General features: G+C 67.9%; 13 protein-coding genes. 10 read left to right on the top strand and 3 right to left on the bottom strand.

What is annotated here, in order from left to right; genetic code table 11:
• The first annotated feature begins 65 nt into the window (after window positions 1-65).
• Window positions 66-938: a thioredoxin gene (gene trxA / locus ACIP0B_RS06225; RefSeq protein WP_400830546.1), complete on the top strand. Its 873-nt coding sequence runs from the start codon at window positions 66-68 to the stop codon at window positions 936-938.
• A 4-nt stretch (window positions 939-942) separates the two neighbouring features.
• Here the strand turns inward: trxA and ACIP0B_RS06220 are convergent, their stop codons facing one another.
• Window positions 943-1,296 carry a hypothetical protein gene (locus ACIP0B_RS06220; protein ID WP_400830545.1) on the bottom strand — a complete coding sequence of 118 codons (354 nt, stop codon included), beginning with the start codon at window positions 1,294-1,296 and terminating at the stop codon, window positions 943-945.
• A gap of 131 nt (window positions 1,297-1,427) precedes the next feature.
• Between ACIP0B_RS06220 and ACIP0B_RS06215 the strand changes: the two genes are divergently transcribed.
• From ACIP0B_RS06215 to ACIP0B_RS06180, 8 genes are all read left to right on the top strand, one after another.
• Entirely contained in the window at window positions 1,428-2,009 is a 582-nt protein-coding gene (locus tag ACIP0B_RS06215) for a PAAR domain-containing protein (protein WP_400830544.1), read from the top strand.
• Window positions 2,006-2,956 carry a CHAP domain-containing protein gene (locus tag ACIP0B_RS06210; protein WP_400830542.1) on the top strand — a complete coding sequence of 317 codons (951 nt, stop codon included), beginning with the start codon at window positions 2,006-2,008 and terminating at the stop codon, window positions 2,954-2,956. The genes ACIP0B_RS06215 and ACIP0B_RS06210 overlap by 4 nt, the downstream gene beginning before the upstream one ends.
• On the top strand, window positions 2,953-3,519 hold the full coding sequence (locus tag ACIP0B_RS06205) for a hypothetical protein (protein ID WP_400830541.1): 567 nt from the start codon (window positions 2,953-2,955) through the stop codon (window positions 3,517-3,519). Before ACIP0B_RS06210 ends, ACIP0B_RS06205 begins: the two co-directional genes overlap by 4 nt.
• A 157-nt stretch (window positions 3,520-3,676) precedes the next feature.
• Complete coding sequence (locus ACIP0B_RS06200; RefSeq protein WP_400830539.1) at window positions 3,677-4,270, top strand: DUF2796 domain-containing protein; 594 nt, start codon at window positions 3,677-3,679, stop codon at window positions 4,268-4,270.
• 29 nt (window positions 4,271-4,299) lie between these two features.
• Window positions 4,300-5,010, top strand: a complete 711-nt coding sequence (locus ACIP0B_RS06195; RefSeq protein ID WP_400830538.1) for an ABC transporter ATP-binding protein — start codon at window positions 4,300-4,302, stop codon at window positions 5,008-5,010.
• Window position 5,011: 1 nt separating this feature from the next.
• The gene (locus ACIP0B_RS06190) at window positions 5,012-6,277 is read left to right on the top strand and encodes an ABC transporter permease (protein WP_400830537.1); all 1,266 of its coding nucleotides are present in this window, start codon (window positions 5,012-5,014) and stop codon (window positions 6,275-6,277) included.
• Between the two features lie 11 nt (window positions 6,278-6,288).
• Window positions 6,289-6,807, top strand: a complete 519-nt coding sequence (locus ACIP0B_RS06185) for a DUF3299 domain-containing protein (RefSeq protein ID WP_400830535.1) — start codon at window positions 6,289-6,291, stop codon at window positions 6,805-6,807.
• A gap of 233 nt (window positions 6,808-7,040) precedes the next feature.
• Window positions 7,041-7,739, top strand: coding sequence for an OmpW family protein (locus ACIP0B_RS06180; RefSeq protein ID WP_400830534.1), 699 nt, complete (start codon window positions 7,041-7,043; stop codon window positions 7,737-7,739).
• A gap of 243 nt (window positions 7,740-7,982) precedes the next feature.
• Here ACIP0B_RS06180 and ACIP0B_RS06175 read toward each other — a convergent pair whose 3' ends face one another.
• Window positions 7,983-8,912 carry an NAD-dependent epimerase/dehydratase family protein gene (locus ACIP0B_RS06175; RefSeq protein ID WP_400830532.1) on the bottom strand — a complete coding sequence of 310 codons (930 nt, stop codon included), beginning with the start codon at window positions 8,910-8,912 and terminating at the stop codon, window positions 7,983-7,985.
• A complete protein-coding gene (locus tag ACIP0B_RS06170; protein ID WP_400830530.1) occupies window positions 8,905-9,789 on the bottom strand; it encodes a sugar nucleotide-binding protein in 885 nt (294 codons plus the stop codon). Before ACIP0B_RS06170 ends, ACIP0B_RS06175 begins: the two co-directional genes overlap by 8 nt.
• Window positions 9,790-10,107: 318 nt before the next feature.
• Here ACIP0B_RS06170 and ACIP0B_RS06165 point away from each other — a divergent pair, with 318 nt between their 5' ends.
• Window positions 10,108-14,397 (top strand): DEAD/DEAH box helicase, encoded by a 4,290-nt coding sequence (locus ACIP0B_RS06165; protein ID WP_400830528.1) that lies wholly within the window; start codon window positions 10,108-10,110, stop codon window positions 14,395-14,397.
• Window positions 14,398-14,654: the final 257 nt, after the last annotated feature.

The following is a 14,654-nucleotide window of genomic DNA, read 5'->3' as shown; positions in this document are numbered from 1 at the left end:
ACCGCTTCCGGCCGCCCCCCGCCAAGCCGTATAGTTGCCCCATTCACGCGTTCACGAGAGCCCCCATGAGTCAGCAAACGCCGTACATCTTCGACGCCACGACCGCCGATTTCGACCGGTCGGTGATCGAGAACTCCTTCAACAAACCGGTGCTGGTGGATTTCTGGGCCGAGTGGTGCGCGCCGTGCAAGGCGCTGATGCCGATGCTCCAGGGCATCGCCGAGAGCTATCAGGGCGAGCTGCTGCTGGCCAAGGTCAACTGCGACATCGAGCAGGACATCGTCGCCCGCTTCGGCATCCGCAGCCTGCCGACCGTGGTGCTGTTCAAGGACGGCCAGCCGGTGGACGGCTTTGCCGGGGCGCAGCCCGAATCCGCCGTGCGCGCGATGCTCGAACCCCATGTGCAGATGCCGCCGCCGGCCGCCGCCGACCCGTTCGAACAGGCCCAGGCGCTGTTCGACGCCGGCCGGTTCGCGGACGCCGAAGCCGCGCTGGTGGTGATCCTGGGCGAGGACAACACCAACGCCAAGGCGCTGATCCTGTACGCCCGCTGCCTCACCGAACGCGGCGAGCTGGGCGAGGCGCAGACCGTGCTCGACGCGGTCAAGAGCGACGAGCACAAGGCTGCGCTGGCCGGGGCCAAGGCCCAGATCAAGTTCCTCGGCCTGGCCCGCGACCTGCCGGACGCCGCCGAGCTCAAGGCGCGCCTTGCGCAGAACCCGCAGGACGATGAAGCGGTGTATCAGCTGGCGATCCAGCAACTGGCCCGCCAGCAGTACGAAGCGGCGCTGGACGCCCTGCTCAAGCTGTTCATCCGTAACCGCAGCTACGGCGAAGGCCTGCCGCACAAGACCTTGCTGCAAGTGTTCGAACTGCTGGGCAACGATCACCCGCTGGTGAGCGCCTACCGGCGCAAGGTGTTCGCGGCGCTGTACTGACCGGTCACTCGATCCAGCTGTAGAGCGGCGTATCCCCGCCGCTCGCCACCTTCACCTGCGAGCAGTGGCGCAGCCGCACCAGCAAGCGCTTGGCCGCTGCGGCGCTGCCGGTCAGCCCTTCCAACTGCTCCAGCAGGTCCGGCCCGCTGAGTTGCCCGGCCTTGCGCAGCAGCTCCCGCGCCGTCTGCCACAGCGCGTCGTCCTGGTTCGACGGTTTCGCCGCCGGCGCTGCGGCAGTCGGCGGCGGCGCCTGCAAGGACGCGCCGAAGTGCGAACCGAGCCGCGCCCAGTCGCCGTCATCCAGTTCCAGCGTCAAGTCCACCGGCAGGTCGCCGACGGTTCCGCGTATCCGCAACATAGTTCTCTCCCGCACGTGAATGGCCGCATGCTCCCACGGCAAGTGCGCAACGCCAAGCGCACCGTTCAGGGCATCCGGCAGATTTGCCGGGAGCGTCTATATTTCCTTTTTTCTCCATGGGAAGGACGCCCATGTCTGCAGGCAGGAAACTGGCCTCCAAGGGAGCCCCCACCTCCACCGGTGGCGCGGTGCTCGAAGGCAACGAGAACCTCAGGATCGAAGGGCAGATCATCGCCTCCATCGGGCAACTCGCCAGTTGCCCGGCCTGCAGCGCCGGCCAGGGGCCGATCGTCGCGGTGGGCGAGCGCACCCTGATGCTGCCCGCAGGCCCCGCGGCGCTTGAGGGCGACTACGTCGCCTGCGGCTGCCCGCCCATGGCCAACAAGGTACTGACCCAACAGCACAGCGGCTATGCCGGCATCGGCCGACCCGCCCCCATCGACATGGGCCCGCCCGTCGCCGCCCTGGCGTCCCGCCGGTATCTGCAGGTGATCGTCGAGCGCCAGGACGACACCGAGAAGCCTGGCCTGGCCTACCGCCTCAAGGACAAGAACAAGGCCGCCATCCTCGAGGACAGCACCTGCACGGCCACCGGCGAAGGCTGCGAACACGCCGTGGAGAACCCCGAAGACTACGACACCCTGCTGGTCGGCGAAGACGCCGAGTGGTCGTTCTATGTCTACGAAGAGCCGCTGGATCAGGAGGCGTCATGAAATCGGAAATCAAACTGGTCTTTAAGGACTTCCTGATGCAGGCGCCCCGGGGCGTGAAGTTTCAGCTGCTGATCGACGGCAACGTCATCGACGACGCGATCACGCAGGCGGACGGCCCCGACCAGACGTACCTGCTGCAGCCCGACAAGGCGCAAACCCTCGTCACCATCAAGGACACGGGAAAGACCAAGACCATCAAGAGCCGCGACAGCCATGAGGTCAGCCTGCGGGTCGTCGGGGCTTCCGGCGCGCAAAAGGCGCTCAACACCGCCACGCTGACCCCGGGCAACCGTCTGACGATGGTTGCCGTGTCACCCTGGGTCAGGGTGCCCTTGTCCACCACCGGGGCCGTCACGAACGATGTGTTCTATGAAGTGGAATACGGGGTCAAGCGCAAGAACCAGACCCGCACCGTCAAAGTGATGATCCAGGACATGCCGCGCCGGATACTGCTGGCGGCCCTTCAGCACCGGGGCTCCACGGCATGGGCCGGCAAAACGAGCAAAAAGTCGCTGGAGCATCCGACCTTGAAGCAGAGCGTGGAATTTCCCGCCGACACCAACAAATGCAACCTGTTCGTCTACGACGTGCTGACCTCGATCGGCATCAACGTGGCGCTGATCGAACACGGCAAGTCGAAATACATACCGGGCTACATGAAGCTCAGTCCGCCGCTGGCCGGTGAATGGGCAGACGACAGCCGGTTGCTCAACAGCTGGAAGGTGGAGCGCTCGGCTTTACCCGGCGACATCGGCGCGTATGCTGTCAATTACACCGATGCGAGCGGCCATGTCGGGTTCGTCCTGGCCCAGGGCGTGTGCATTTCCGCCGGCTGGGACAGGGTCGAAGTCAACGACGCCGGCTTCCGGCAGATGGCAGGCAACGGCATCGACAGCGACCATGACTTCACCATTTTCCGACGGTACAAGCACAGCACACCCCAATGAAACGACTCTTCTGGATTCTCCCGGTGCTTGCGCTGGCGCTGATTGCGGCCTGGCGCTCCTGGTCGCCCGTCGATATGACGGCCTGCCCCTCCGGCGACGGCGCGCCAGGGCCACTGAGCGCCTTCGTCCACGGCTACTTCGAGCGCAACGGCCGGGTGGACTGGCGCGAACTCGACAACCGCTTCGACGTGCTCTCCACGCCTCAGGGCCGCGTGATCGCCGATCAGCCCCAGGCCTATGCCTGCGAGGCCGTGCAGATCCTGCAGAGCCCGGCGTTCAGCCAGAGCGAGAAGGTCTACACGGCCGCGCTGATGTTCAAGCTGCCGATCGGCCAATACCTGGGCTTCATGGATCGCAGCCATCAGTTGTACGAGCAGGCCAGCATCGACCGGGAGGTGCTGACGCTGGTGGTGCACCCGCGCGGCACGGCGGTCGATTACTGGTGGCTGCCGGCCTGGCGCCAGCGCTTCAACCGCGACGCGCCGGACATGCTGGAGCCCGGCTTCATCCGTCAGGTGCTGTCGGGCCGTTACTGGTTCGACTATCCGGGCAACGGGTTCTGACCGTCCGAACGCCTTCGGACGCCCGAGCGTTGCCCGCGACCTGGTGCGGGCAACGTGCGCTCATGTCTTGCGCAATGCGGGGCGGGCGGGCAAACTCTCCGCACTTTCGTTATAAGATTACATAACAAACTCTTCACTTTACTTTCCGGAGACCGCCATGCGCCGTCTGCTGCTCGCTTTGCCGTTTGCCCTGTTGCCGCTGGCCGTCGCCCAGGCCGCCGACGAGCACGACCATGACCACGAACATGGCAGCCTCGGCGCCCACGAGCATGGCGTCGGCCGCCTGAACGCCGCGCTCGACGGCCAGACCCTGGAGCTGGAACTGGAAAGCCCGGCGATGAACCTGGTCGGCTTCGAACACGCCGCCACCAGCGAAGCCGACAAGGCCAAGGTCGCCGCCGCCCGCGCGCAGCTCGAACAACCGCTGGCGCTGTTCAGCCTGCCGGCCGCCGCCGGCTGCAAGGTCACCCGCCAGGAACTGGAAAGCCCGCTGTTCGGCGACAAGCCCGACGCCGACGACGACCATGACGAGGAAGCCGACAAGGACGGCCACGAGCATCACCACGACCACAGCGAGATCCACGCCCACTACCAGTTCAGCTGCGCGACGCCGGGTGCGCTGAAGGCGCTGGACCTTTCGAAGGTGTTCAGCACCTTCCCGGCCACCCAGAAAATCCAGGTGCAACTGATCGGCCCGAGCGGCCAGCAAGGCACCGAAGTGACGGCCAAGGCCGCTGCCCTGAAGTTCTGAACCCACCCAAACCCTGTGGGATCGGCACCATGACCCAAACACTCATCGAACTGTCGGACCTTGGCTTCAGCTGGCCCGGCCACCCGCCGCTGCTGGACATCCCGGCGTTCCGCCTGGAGGCCGGCGAAACCCTGTTCCTCAAGGGCCCCAGCGGCAGCGGCAAGACCACCCTGCTCGGCCTGCTCGGCGGGGTGCAGAAGCCCGGCCGCGGCAGCATCCGCCTGCTCGGCCAGGAGCTGACCGATCTCGGCGCCGGCGCCCGCGACCGCTTCCGGGTCGACCACACCGGCTACATCTTCCAGCAGTTCAACCTGCTGCCGTTCCTGTCGGTGCGCGAGAACGTCGAGCTGCCGTGCCACTTCTCGAAGCTGCGGGCGCAGCGGGCCCGGCAGCGCCACGGCAGTGTCGACCGGGCCGCCGCCACCCTGCTCGCCCACCTGGGCCTGAACGATGAAAACATCCTCGGCCGCCGCGCCGATTCGTTGTCCATCGGCCAGCAGCAACGGGTGGCGGCGGCACGGGCCTTGATCGGTCAGCCGGAACTGGTGATCGCCGACGAACCCACCTCGGCGCTGGACTACGACGCCCGGGAAAACTTCATTCGCCTGCTGTTCGCCGAATGCCGCGACGCCGGATCGAGCCTGCTGTTCGTCAGCCACGACCAGAGCCTGGCCCCGCTGTTCGACCGTCACCTGTCCCTGGCCGAACTCAATCGCGCCGCCACGTCCGCCGAGGTCTGAGATGTATCTGTTCCGCCTGGCCATGGCCAGCCTGGCCAACCGCCGTTTCACCGCCCTGCTGACCGCGTTCGCGATCGCCCTCTCCGTTTGCCTGCTGCTGGCGGTGGAGCGCGTGCGCACCGAGGCCAAGGCCAGTTTCGCCAGCACCATCAGCGGCACCGACCTGATCGTCGGCGCCCGTTCGGGTTCGGTGAACCTGCTGCTGTATTCGGTGTTCCGCATCGGCAACGCCACCAACAACATCCGCTGGGACAGCTTCGAGCACTTCGCCAACGATCCGAAGGTGAAATGGGCGATCCCGATGTCCCTCGGCGACTCCCACCGCGGCTACCGGGTGATGGGCACCACCGGCGCCTATTTCGACCACTACCGGTACGGCCGCCAGCAGCCTCTGGAACTGGCCGACGGCCGCGCCTTCGCCACCGATCCGTTCGAAGTGGTGCTCGGCGCCGAAGTGGCCGAGGCGCTGCACTACAAGCTCGGCGACAAACTGGTGCTGGCCCACGGCGTGGCGGCGATCAGCCTGGTCAAACACGACGACAAGCCGTTCACCGTGGTCGGCATCCTCAAGCGCACCGGCACGCCGGTGGACCGCACGCTGCACATCAGCCTCGGCGGCATGGAGGCGATCCACATCGACTGGCACAACGGCGTGCCGGCCCGGGGCAACGGGCGGATCAGCGCCGAACAGGCGCGCAACATGGACCTGACGCCCCAGGCGATCACGGCGTTCATGCTCGGCCTCAACAGCAAGATTTCCACCTTCGCCCTGCAACGGGAGATCAACGAGTTCCGCGGCGAACCGCTGCTGGCGATCCTGCCGGGCGTGGCCCTGCAAGAGCTGTGGAGCCTGATGGGCACCGCCGAGAAGGCCCTGTTCGTGGTGTCGCTGTTCGTGGTGCTGACCGGGTTGATCGGCATGCTCACGGCAATCCTCACCAGCCTCAACGAACGCCGCCGGGAGATGGCGATCCTGCGCTCGGTGGGTGCGCGGCCCTGGCACATCGCAAGCCTGCTGGTGCTGGAAGCCTTCGCCCTGGCGCTCGTCGGCGTGACCGCCGGACTGGCCTTGCTGTACATCGGCATCGCTGCGGCCCAAGGTTACGTGCAGGCCAACTACGGGCTGTACCTGCCGCTGGCCTGGCCGAGCGAGTATGAATGGACGCTGCTCGGTGGCATTCTGGCGGCCGCGCTGCTGATGGGCAGCGTGCCGGCCTGGCGCGCCTACCGCCAATCCCTGGCCGATGGCCTGTCGATCCGTCTATGAGGATGTCCACCATGCCCCGCGCCGTGCTCGCGCTGCTGTTGCTGGTCGCCCTGCCCGTGTGGGCGGCCGCGCCGAAAGACCTGACCTGGTCGGAGATGATCCCGCCGGACGCGCCGGCGGAGACGCCGAACATGACGCCGCTGCACGACCTGTCGAAGATGGGCGACGCGCTGTCCGCCGAGTCCGCGCCGGCGGCCAAGCAGGACATGCCCAACGCCCCGGTGGTGCAGAGCCTCGACGGGCAGAACGTGCGCCTGCCGGGCTACATCGTGCCGCTGGAGGTCAGCGAGGAAGGCCGCACCACGGACTTCCTGCTGGTGCCGTACTTCGGCGCCTGCATCCACGTGCCGCCACCGCCGTCGAACCAGATCGTGCATGTGAAGAGCGAGCTGGGCGTGAAGCTCGACGAGCTGTACCAGCCGTACTGGGTCGAGGGGCCGCTGCAGGTCAAGCCGTCCACCAGCGAACTGGCCGACGCCGGGTATCAGATGGCGGCGGACAAGATCTATGTGTATGAACTGCCGGAGTGAATCCGCAACGGCTGCGGTGCCTGGGCGGTTGCCGTCGCCAGCAGGCTGGCGCCCACAATGGCCCAGTGCCTGACTCCCATCCCCTGTGGGAGCCGGCCTGCCGGCGATGGGGCCGGCGAAGTTCCGCAGAAAAACCGGCGATCACTGTTTCATTGAGCTGAATCAAAAGACCGTATCAGACGGCTCCGTACCATTTGGACATCGAACCTTTTCAACGTCCTTTTGGAGCCCCCATGAACAAGTCCTTGCTCAGCGCCTCGCTGTTTGCATTTGCGCTCGCAGCCCCGCTCGCCCATGCCCACGAAGCCGGCGACATCATCGTTCGCGCCGGTGCGATCACCGTCAACCCGAAGGCCGACAGCTCCAGCGTCAAGGTCGACCAGGGTCCGTTGAGCGGCGCCAACCTGGGCGGCAAGGCGACCATGAGCAGCGACACGCAGCTGGGCCTGAACTTCGCCTACATGATCACCCCGAACCTGGGCGTCGAGCTGCTCGCCGCCTCCCCGTTCGAACATGACGTGAAGCTCAAGGGCACGGGCCTCGCTGCCGCCAACGGCAAGCTCGGCACCCTCAAGCACCTGCCGCCGACCCTGAGCCTGGTCTACTACCCGCTGGATTCGAAGTCGGCCTTCCAGCCGTACATCGGCGGCGGCATCAACTACACCTGGATCTACGACGAGCACGTCGGCAGCCAGGCCCAGTCCAACGGCTTCAGCAACTTCAAGGCGAAGAACTCCTGGGGCCTGGCCTGGCAGGTGGGCGCCGACTACATGCTGACCGACAACATCATGCTCAACGCCCAGGTGCGCTACATCGACATCGACACCCGCGCCACCGTCGAGAACAACGCCGTGGCCCCGGGCACCCGCGCACGGGTGAACGTGGACGTCGATCCGTTTGTGTACATGGTCGGTCTGGGCTACAAGTTCTAAGAACGTTCACGTGGTGGTGGATGAGGGCTAATGCGGCGAGGGGACTCGTTCCCGCCGGGCTGCGAAAGCGGCCCCGATCCGGACAGAAGCGGTGCTTCAGAAAAACCGCGTTGACGGGATCTGCGACTGCTGCGCAGTCGAGCGGGAGCAAGCTCCCTCGCCACAGGGATCGCATCGAGCATCAAAGCGATACCCCGCCCGCAAAAAAGGCGCCTGAAAAGGCGCCTTTTTTGTTTCTTCGGACTATCGCCCCAGCAACCGCGCCAGGCCGACGCTCATCGGCGTCTGCGCCGGCAGGTCGAAGCGCTCCAGCAAACGCCGGTTGTCGGCCCGCGAGTGGCGGATGTCACCGGAACGGGCCGGGCCGTAGCTCACGGCCGGCAGCTGCCCGACGACCTTTTCCAGCTCGGCCAGCATCTGCTTGAGGTTGGTCGCGCGGTTCCAGCCGACGTTCACCGCACCGGCCTGCGCCTCGGGTTTCTCGATGGCCTGCACCAGCACATCGACCAGGTCTTCGACGTAGAGGAAATCGCGGGTCTGCTCGCCGTCGCCGAACACGGTGATCGGCAGGCCTTTCTGCGCGCGCTCGCTGAAGATGCTGATCACGCCGGAGTACGGCGAGGACGGATCCTGGCGCGGGCCGAAGATGTTGAAGAAGCGGAAGATCACCGGTTCCAGGCCGTGCTGGCGCCGGTAGAAATCGAAGTAATGCTCGCCCGCCAGCTTGTCCGACGCGTAGGGCGTCAGCGGTGCCTTGGGGGTGTCTTCGTCGATCGCCTGGCCTTCGCCGTTGTTGCCGTAGACCGCCGCGCTGGAGGCGAACAGCACACGCTTGACGCCGGCCACGCGCATGGCCTCGCAGACGTTCAAGGTGCCGATGAAGTTGCTCTGGTGGGTCTTCACCGGGTCGTCCACCGACGCCTGCACCGACGCCACCGCCGCCAGGTGGGCGACGGCGCTGCAGCCCTGCATCGCCGTGGCGACCAGCGCCGCGTCGGCGACATCGCCGACCACCAGTTCGACCTTGGGGTTGTCCAGCGGCAGGTTGCTGCGCTTGCCGGTGGACAGGTCGTCAAGCACCCGCACCGAACGGCCTTTGGCGAGCAGTGCGTCGACCAGGTGCGAGCCGATGAAACCGGCGCCGCCGGTGATTAAAACAGGGCCTTCAGCCATGACGGTAAAACCTATCCAGTAAGCCCGGGAGCGCAGCGCGCCAGGCGCGCGGCTTGATCCCGAAGGTGTGCAGAATTTTCTTGCAGGCCAGCACCGCGTGCTGCGGCTCTTCGGCGGCGTCCGGACGTGCGGCGTGGGCCTGGGCGGTCGGCGCTTCGACGGCCAGCGGGTGCAGGCCCCGCGCTTCGGTCAGGATCGCCTGGCCCAGCGCCAGCGGCGTGGTCGCCTCCTGGCCGGCGTAATGGTACGTGCCCCACAGCGGCGCCGCGCAATCGAGTTGCTTGAGCACCGAGATGATCACCCGTGCCGCGTCGTCCACCGGGGTCGGATTGCCCCGGCGGTCATCGGCCAGGAGCAGTTCGTCGGGTTGTTCGGCGCGGGCGAGGAAACGGCCCAGCGTGCCCTCAGGGCTGTCGTCCAGCAGCCAGCCGAAGCGCAGCAGCACATGCTGCGGGCACGTGGCCCGCACGCTCTGCTCGATGCGCCACAGGGCCTGGCCGCGCAGGCCCAACGGCACCGGCTCGTCCTTCTCGCTGTAGGCGGTGGCGCGGGAGCCGTCGAACACCCGGTAGCTGGAGGGCTGCAACAGGATGATTTCGTGGTGCTGGCACAGCTCGGCCAGACGCTCGATGGCGCGTTCCTGCCCGGCCAGGCGGCTTTCGCTGACGGCCTCGGCCTGGAACCAGTCGAAATAGTAGGCGAGGTTGATCAACGCGTCGGGACGGGTGTCGTCGAGCAGTTGGGTCAGGCTCGCGGCATCCCAGCCGTCTTCGGGCGGGCGGGGGGCGAGGAAACCGATGTCTTCCTCTGCACCGAGGCGAATCAGCGCCTGCCCAAGGGCATTTCCGCCGCCCAGTAACATAAGGCGCATTCGCATAGAGTCAGCAGGCCCAGTCTGATGGGAAACATGGCGATGGCGGCGCGGCTGGCGCCGCCGGTCATTGCCGGAATCGTTGCATTTTGCGGGTTTAGTGCGCAACCGTCACCCGCAAAGTGTAGATCTTCGGGATCGGCGCAGGCTTTATCGCGAGGGAGCTTGCTCCCGCCGGCGGCACAGAGGCCCCGACGACGCTCGGGTTGCATTGAACGAAAGGCGGCTGCTTCGCAGCCGAGCGGGAGCAAGCTCCCTCGCCACAAGGAACCGGTCAGCCTGTCAGACTTGCAACTTGCGGCCGGTGCCCGCATAACTGGCCCCATGAATCTGCCCCTCCCCGCCGACAGCGCCCTGGCAGGCTTTCATCCCGCCGTCAGCGCCTGGTTCGCCAGCACGTTCCCGACGGTCACCGCCGCCCAGGCCCGCGCCTGGCCGCTGATCCGCCAGCGCCGCTCGGCCCTGATCGCGGCGCCCACCGGCTCGGGCAAGACCCTCACCGCCTTCCTCGCCGTGCTCGACGACCTCGTCCGCCGTGGCCTGGAAAACCCCGACGGGCTGCCGGACGCAACCCTGGTGGTCTACGTTTCGCCGCTCAAGGCCCTGTCCAACGACATCCGCATCAACCTGCAGGATCCCCTCGCCGGCATCACCGACCAATTGCGCCGGATGGACCTGCCGGCGCTGGAGATCACCACCGCCGTGCGCACCGGCGACACCCCGCAGAAAGACCGCACCGCGATGCGCAAGAACGCGCCGCACATTCTGGTGACCACCCCCGAATCGCTTTACGTGCTGCTCGGCTCGGAGTCCGGGCGGCAAATGCTCGGCACCGCGCGCACGGTGATCGTCGATGAGATCCACGCCATGGCCGCCAGCAAGCGCGGCAGCCACCTGGCCCTGAGCCTTGAGCGCTTGCAGGCGCTGTGCCCGGAGCCGCTCTTGCGCATCGGCCTGTCGGCCACGCAGACCCCCATCGAGGCGGTGGCGCGGTTTCTGGTCGGCCACGGCCGCCCCTGCGAGATCATCGACATCGGCCACGCCCGGCCGAGGGACCTGGGCATCGAGGTGCCGCCCGTGCCGCTGTCGGCGGTGATGGCCAACGATGTCTGGGAACTCGTCTACGAGCGCCTCGCCGACCTGGTGCGCGAGCACCGCACCACCCTGGTGTTCGTCAACACCCGGCGCCTGGCCGAACGCCTGAGCCGGCACCTGAGCGAGCGCCTGGGCAAGGACGCGGTGGCGGCGCACCACGGCAGCCTGGCCAAGGAATCGCGGCTGGAGGCCGAACAGCGGCTCAAGCGCGGCGAGCTGCGCGTGCTGGTGGCCACCGCCGCGCTGGAGCTGGGCATCGACATCGGCGACGTCGACCTCGTCTGCCAGATCGCCTCGCCGCGCTCGGTCGCCGCGTTCCTGCAAAGGGTCGGGCGTTCCGGGCACCAGGTCGGCGGCACGCCCAAGGGCCGGCTGTTCGCCACCTCCCGCGACGACCTGATCGAATGCGCGGCCCTGCTCGACTGCGTGCGCCGGGGCGAACTCGACATCCTGCACATCCCCGAGGCGCCGCTGGATGTGCTGGCGCAGCAGATCGTCGCCGAGGTCAGCTGCCGGGAATGGAGCGAGGCCGCGCTGCTGAAGCTGCTGCGTCAGGCCGAACCCTATGCCGGGCTCGACGACAAGCACTATCAGGCGCTGCTGACGATGCTCGCCGAAGGCTACAACGGCCGCCAGGGCATCCGCAGCGCCTACCTGCACCGCGACGCCGTCAGCGGCACCCTGCGCGGCCGGCGCGGCGCGCAACTGACCGCCGTGACCAGCGGCGGCACCATCCCGGACAACGCCGACTACAGCGTGCTGCTGGAGCCGCAGGGCCTGAACGTCGGCAGCGTCAACGAAGACTTCGCCGTGGAGAGCATCGCCGGCGACGTGTTCCAGCTCGGCAACACGTCCTACCGCATCCTGCGGGTGGAGACCGGCAAGCTGCGGGTCGAGGACGCCCAGGGCCAGCCGCCGACCATTCCGTTCTGGCTCGGCGAAGCGCCGGGACGCAGCGCCGAACTGTCGGCGGCGGTGGCGCGCCTGCACGCGCAGCTCGACGCCTTGCTCGGCGCCCGCCCCGGCGACCTGCAACCGGCCCTCGACTGGCTGACCGCGACCCTCGGCCTGAACCCTGAAAGCGCCGGGCAACTGGTGGATTACCTGGCCCGCGCCCGCCAGTCCTTCGGCGCCCTGCCCTCGCAGGACACGCTGCTGATGGAGCGCTTCTTCGACGAGTCCGGCGGCACCCAACTGATCATCCACTCGCCGTTCGGCAGCCGCATCAACCGCGCCTGGGGCCTGGCCCTGCGCAAGCGCTTCTGCCGCACCTTCAACTTCGAGCTGCAGGCGGCCGCCAGCGAAGACGCGATTGTGCTGTCGCTGTCCACCAGCCACAGCTTCGCCCTCGACGACGTCTGGCGCTACCTGCGCAGCGACAGCGCCGAACACGTGCTGATCCAAGCGCTGCTGGACGCGCCGCTGTTCGGCGTGCGCTGGCGCTGGAACGCCGGGGTGGCGCTGGCCTTGCCGCGCTTCGTCGGCGGGCGCAAGGTCGCGCCGCAGTTGCAGCGGATGAAAAGCGAAGACCTGATCGCCAGCGTGTTTCCCGACCAGATCGCCTGCCTTGAGAACCTTGCCGGCGAGCGTGAGATCCCGGACCATCCGCTGGTCGAGCAGACCATTGACGACTGCCTGCACGAAGCGATGGACACCGAGGGCTGGCTCGCCCTGCTGCGGCGCATCGAGCGCGGCGACGTGCGCCTGGTCAGCCGCGACCTGCCGGCGCCCTCGCCGCTGGCCGCCGAGATCCTCAGCGCCCGCCCCTACACCTTCCTCGACGATGCGCCGCTGGAGGAACGCCGCACCCAGGCGGTGCTCAACCGGCGCTGGAGCGATCCGCAGTCCACCGACGACCTCGGCGCACTGGACGCCGACGCGATCGCCGCCGTCGCGCAAGAGGCCTGGCCGGCGCCGGGCAACGTCGATGAAATGCACGAAGCCTTGATGACCCTGGCCTGCGTCAGCGACCGCGAGGCCCAGGCCGACCAACGTTGGCCGCAATGGCTGGAGGCATTGGCCGACAGCGGCCGCGCCTGCCGTTTGCGGATCGGTGCGCAGCAGGAACTGTGGCTGGCGCGGGAACGCCTGGCCTGTCTGCTGGCGCTTTATCCACAGGCCGAACGGCATCCGGCGGTGGAGCCGCTGCCCGGCTTCGACGAGGCCTGGACGGCCGATGACGCGTTGGTCGAGGTGATCCGCGCCCGGCTCGGCGGTTTCGGCCCGCTGCCGGTGCAGGCCATCGGCGAACCGCTGGCGTTGTCGGCCTCGCTCGTCCAACAGGCCCTGGCCCGCCTGGAGCACGAGGGCTATGTGCTGCGCGGCCGCTTCACGCCTGGGCTGGACGCCGAAGAGTGGTGCGAGCGGCACCTGCTGGCGCGGATCCACCGCTACACGGTCAAGCGCCTGCGCCGGGAAATCGAACCGGTGACGCTGCAGGACTTCATGCGGTTCCTGTTCGACTGGCAGCATCTGTCGGCCGCCACCCAAGGCCAGGGCAACGCCGTGCTGCCGGCCATCGTCGCCCAGTTCGAAGGCTACCCGGCGGCCGCGTCGGCCTGGGACAGCGACCTGCTGCCGGCCAGGCTCAAGGACTACTCGCCAGGCTGGCTGGACGAGCTGTGCCGCAGCGGCAAACAGGTGTGGATGCGCCTGAACGCCCGCCCGACCCCGGGCGGCAGCGCCCTGCGCAGCACGCCGGTGGTGCTGCTGCCGCGCAGCCGGGTGGGGCTGTGGAGCGGGCTGGCCGAACAGACGCCGAGCGATGAACTGTCGCCCAAAGCCCAAAAGGTGTTCGAGGCCCTGAGCCTGCACGGCGCACTGTTTTTCGACGAGCTGATCCACGAAGCGCACCTGCTGCGCTCGGAACTGGAGACCGCCTTGCAGGAACTGGTGGGCGCGGGCCTGGTGAACGCCGACAGCTTCGCCGGCCTGCGGGCGTTGACCGCCCCGGCCGGCAAACGCCCGCAACGCAGCCACCGGCGCGGCCGCGGCGCCTTCGCCGGCGGCATGGACGATGCCGGACGCTGGGCCTTGCTGCGGCGCGGCGCGCCTGTGGATAAACCGCAGGCCCTGGAACACATCGCCATGACCCTGCTGCGCCGCTACGGCGTGGTGTTCTGGCGCTTGCTGGAGCGCGAGGCGGACTGGCTGCCGAGCTGGCGCGAGCTGCTCCAGACCTTTCATCGCCTGGAGGCCCGGGGCGAGATCCGCGGCGGGCGCTTCGTCAGCGGCCTGGCGGGCGAGCAGTTCGCCCTGCCCGAAGCGATCCCGCTGCTGCGCGAGGTCCGTCGCCGGCCCCATGACGGCAGCCTCGTGGCGGTGTGCGGGGTCGACCCGCTGAACCTGGCCGGCACCCTGTTGCCGGGCGCAAAAGTGCCGGCGCTGGCGGGCAACCGGCTGGTGTACCGCGACGGCGTGCCGGCCGCCGCCGAGATCGCCGGCAAGCCGCAGTTCTGGCTGGAGCTGGCGCCGGACGACATGACGGCGCTGCGCAACAAACTGATCCAGCACCGCTAGAGCCTCATGGCCGCCCCGTCCCCTGTGGCGAGGGAGCTTGCTCCCGCTCGGTTGCGCAGCGACCGCCAACGGCTGCCGCGCCGGGGCTGGTGCGCCATACAGTCCGATCCGGGGGCCGCTTCGCAGCCCAGCGGGAGCAAGCTCCCTCGCCACATGCCCAAGAGCTGATCCCACACAGCCACATGCCCAAGAGCTGGTCCCACACAGCCACATGCCCAAGAGCTGATCCCGCACAGCCACATGCCCAAGAGCTGATC

Origin of the sequence: Pseudomonas sp. NPDC089534, assembly GCF_044749305.1 — a bacterium.
GTDB classification, from domain to species: Bacteria; Pseudomonadota; Gammaproteobacteria; order Pseudomonadales; family Pseudomonadaceae; genus Aquipseudomonas; species Aquipseudomonas ekonensis.
The sequence above is the reverse complement of the archived record's forward strand: the minus strand, read 5'-3'. Positions and strand labels throughout refer to the sequence as shown.

Bases quoted from the DNA above. Each gene is read 5' to 3' on its own strand.
- trxA (WP_400830546.1), top strand. From the start codon at position 66: ATGAGTCAGCAAACGCCGTACATCTTCGACGCCACGACCGCCGATTTC.
- ACIP0B_RS06220 (WP_400830545.1), bottom strand. From the start codon at position 1,296: ATGTTGCGGATACGCGGAACCGTCGGCGACCTGCCGGTGGACTTGACG.
- ACIP0B_RS06215 (WP_400830544.1), top strand. From the start codon at position 1,428: ATGTCTGCAGGCAGGAAACTGGCCTCCAAGGGAGCCCCCACCTCCACC.
- ACIP0B_RS06210 (WP_400830542.1), top strand. From the start codon at position 2,006: ATGAAATCGGAAATCAAACTGGTCTTTAAGGACTTCCTGATGCAGGCG.
- ACIP0B_RS06205 (WP_400830541.1), top strand. From the start codon at position 2,953: ATGAAACGACTCTTCTGGATTCTCCCGGTGCTTGCGCTGGCGCTGATT.
- ACIP0B_RS06200 (WP_400830539.1), top strand. From the start codon at position 3,677: ATGCGCCGTCTGCTGCTCGCTTTGCCGTTTGCCCTGTTGCCGCTGGCC.
- ACIP0B_RS06195 (WP_400830538.1), top strand. From the start codon at position 4,300: ATGACCCAAACACTCATCGAACTGTCGGACCTTGGCTTCAGCTGGCCC.
- ACIP0B_RS06190 (WP_400830537.1), top strand. From the start codon at position 5,012: ATGTATCTGTTCCGCCTGGCCATGGCCAGCCTGGCCAACCGCCGTTTC.
- ACIP0B_RS06185 (WP_400830535.1), top strand. From the start codon at position 6,289: ATGCCCCGCGCCGTGCTCGCGCTGCTGTTGCTGGTCGCCCTGCCCGTG.
- ACIP0B_RS06180 (WP_400830534.1), top strand. From the start codon at position 7,041: ATGAACAAGTCCTTGCTCAGCGCCTCGCTGTTTGCATTTGCGCTCGCA.
- ACIP0B_RS06175 (WP_400830532.1), bottom strand. From the start codon at position 8,912: ATGGCTGAAGGCCCTGTTTTAATCACCGGCGGCGCCGGTTTCATCGGC.
- ACIP0B_RS06170 (WP_400830530.1), bottom strand. From the start codon at position 9,789: ATGCGAATGCGCCTTATGTTACTGGGCGGCGGAAATGCCCTTGGGCAG.
- ACIP0B_RS06165 (WP_400830528.1), top strand. From the start codon at position 10,108: ATGAATCTGCCCCTCCCCGCCGACAGCGCCCTGGCAGGCTTTCATCCC.